1 protein-coding gene and 1 pseudogene are annotated in these 2,555 nt (G+C 71.5%); both read left to right on the top strand.

Annotation, left to right across the window (positions count from 1 at the left end; genetic code table 11):
* Window positions 1–1,508 (top strand): tetratricopeptide repeat protein (locus D7Y13_RS40735; RefSeq protein WP_120631030.1); only part of this gene is annotated, 1,508 nt, incomplete at its 5' end.
* A 2-nt stretch (window positions 1,509–1,510) separates the two neighbouring features.
* Window positions 1,511–2,555: pseudogene (locus D7Y13_RS40730) on the top strand (hypothetical protein); the annotation flags it as partial.

The following is a 2,555-nucleotide window of genomic DNA, read 5'->3' as shown; positions in this document are numbered from 1 at the left end:
CCACCCGCCCGGCCCACCTGCCGGAGAGCGCGGAGCTGCGCGAGGACCTGGACCAGTGGGCGCTCGTGTCGCTCAACGCGGACGGGGAGCGCCACGGACTCGTGCGGTTCTGGGACCGGCACGGCCTGCTGCTCTGGGAGGCCGAGTACGAGGACGGCAGGCGCCAGGGATTCTACCGCTCGCGCGCGGAGGACACCTACGCGGACTTCCGCGTCCACTTCGAGGAGGGACAGGCCCAGGCGGACTTCGCCGTGGGCGAGTGGTCGCTGCTGGATGCGCAGCGCCAGGTCGTGCTCACCCGCGACCTGGGGCTCGCTCCGGACGAGAAGGCGCTGGAGCGCTCGGAGGTGTTCTCCAACCTCGCGAGGAGCGCGGAGGGCTGGCGGGAGGTCGCGCGCAAGGCCCGCGCGGAGCGGCGCTACCGGGAGGCCCTGCTGGCCACGGCCCGCGCCTGCGCCACCGCGCTGGACGTGCAGCCGCTGGTGGAGGGGCTGGAGCAGCTCACCCTGCCCCGCACCAAACCCTCCGCCCACGCGCTGGCGGTGTCGGTGGTGGAGGAGGCGGGCCAGCTGTGGGCCCCCATGGCGGACTGCCTCATGCGCGGCGGTGAGGCCTCCACGCTGCTCCGGGCCTACGCCATCCTGTTGGACCAGACGGACCGGCCGCGCGCGGCGCTGGACTTCCTGCACGCGGCGATGCTGCTCAACCCGGAGCGCAAGGCGTACCTGTTCACCCGTGGCCTCATCCTGTTGAACCTGGGGCTCGCGGATCAGGTGCGGCAGGACGCCGAGCAATTGGCGACGGTGGAGCCTGACACGGCCCTGTTCCTGAGCACCTATGCCCGGGCGCTGTTCCCCCGGTTCGACTTCTGGCCCGCCCACGAGGCGCCGCGCTGCACCTACGACGGCCTCCCCGACGGGCCCCAGCAACCGCTGGAGTCGGTCCAGCAGGTGGTGCGCAAGTACGCCACGCGGCTCCAGGCGATGCGCGCGCAATTGCTCCAGCGGTTCAAGCCCGGCGCCACGGTGTCGTGGCTGCCGCCGGACCTGTCGGCGCTCCTGGGCGCGGGGCCCGTGAAGCTGGAGCAGTTCGAGATGGAGTTCGGGGACGACACGGTGGAGATCGACGAGACGCTGGACCTGTCGCAGGGGCTGGCGGACCTGACGCTCGCCATGAGGGGCGACTGGAGCGCGCTGACGTGGCTCTTGTGGGCGTGCGGGGAGAAGACGTTCCGGATGCCGACGCGGCTCGCCCCACCCGCGGACTACGGCCTGGGCGCGGGACAGGCGTCGCAGCGGCTGTGGCAGAGCCGGGACCGGCGGATCCGGGGCGGGGACGGCTCCAAGCCCGGTGAGGGCTTCCTGTTCGAGGGCGTGGCGCTGGGCGACCTGCACCCGAACCTCGTCACCATCGCGGAGCGGCAATACGCGGAGACGCAGGCGATGTTCTATTGGCTCAACGACTCGGACCATGTCTCGCCGTGGCAGAGCAATCTGAGGGGCAGCTAGTCATGAAGCGGATTCGTGAAAGCATCGAGGTCGCGGAGCCTCTGTGGCGGGCACTGGAGCAGATGAGCCACGACCTGGGCGTGGACCGGAATGCCCTGGTCGCGCAGGCCCTGTTCCTGCTCGCACGGCAGAACGGCTACGTCGCGCCGACGCCCGTGTTGCTCGGGGCGACGGCGGCGCTCGCGCAGGCTGTGCAAACGGAGGCCCCAGCCACGGAGGTCCGGGCCAGTGAGCCCGTGGCCCGTCCGGCGGAGGTCGCCCCTGTCGCACCGGTCCCTGCGCCCGTGAAGGAGCCGGAGACGGTGGGGGCCGCGCCTGCCGCGCCCGCCGCATCCACGGTGGCACCGGCGAAGGCCGCGACCCCGGCGGAGGCTGAGGCCGCCTTCGTGCGGAACCGGATGCAGGAGGTGCTCGCGTCCGTGGATGCGGTCGTGCTGCCGCGAGACGTGCCGGTGGCGTCTGACGACGAAGAGGACTCGGACGAAGAGCAGGCGTCGGACGAGGACGAGGCGTCCGACGACGAAGCGTCCGACGAAGAGGCATCTGACGAGGACGAAGCGTCCGACGAAGAGGCGTCCGACGAGGACGAGACGTCCGACGAGGCGTCCGACGAGGACGAGACGTCCGACGAGGCGTCTGACGAGGACGAGGCGTCCGACGAAGATGCATCCGACGAGGCGTCTGACGAAGACGAGGCGTCCGATGAGGACGAGGCGTCCGGCAGCGCCGCCGCGAACGCGTCCGACGAAGACGCAGCGGACGAAGACGAGGGCGACGAACAGACTGCCGCGGAATCGGCTGACGAAGACGAGGCTGCGGACTCCGAAGACACGGACGACAAAGCCGCCGCCGCGAATTCAGACGCAGCAGAGGACGACGACGTCGCGGCGGCCATTGGAGCCGAAGCGGGCGTGGACGCCGATCTCGCCGCGGCCCTCGGCTCCGAAGCAGGCGCGAGCGCCGACGACACCGACGACGCAGCCGAGGACGAACAGGACGAGCCCCCGGCGGCACCCCGGGTCGCGAACCCGCCTCCCCCGATGATGA

It is taken from the genome of Corallococcus praedator (assembly GCF_003612125.1).
GTDB classification, from domain to species: Bacteria; Myxococcota; Myxococcia; order Myxococcales; family Myxococcaceae; genus Corallococcus; species Corallococcus praedator.
This window is presented reverse-complemented; position numbering and strand designations above follow the sequence as displayed.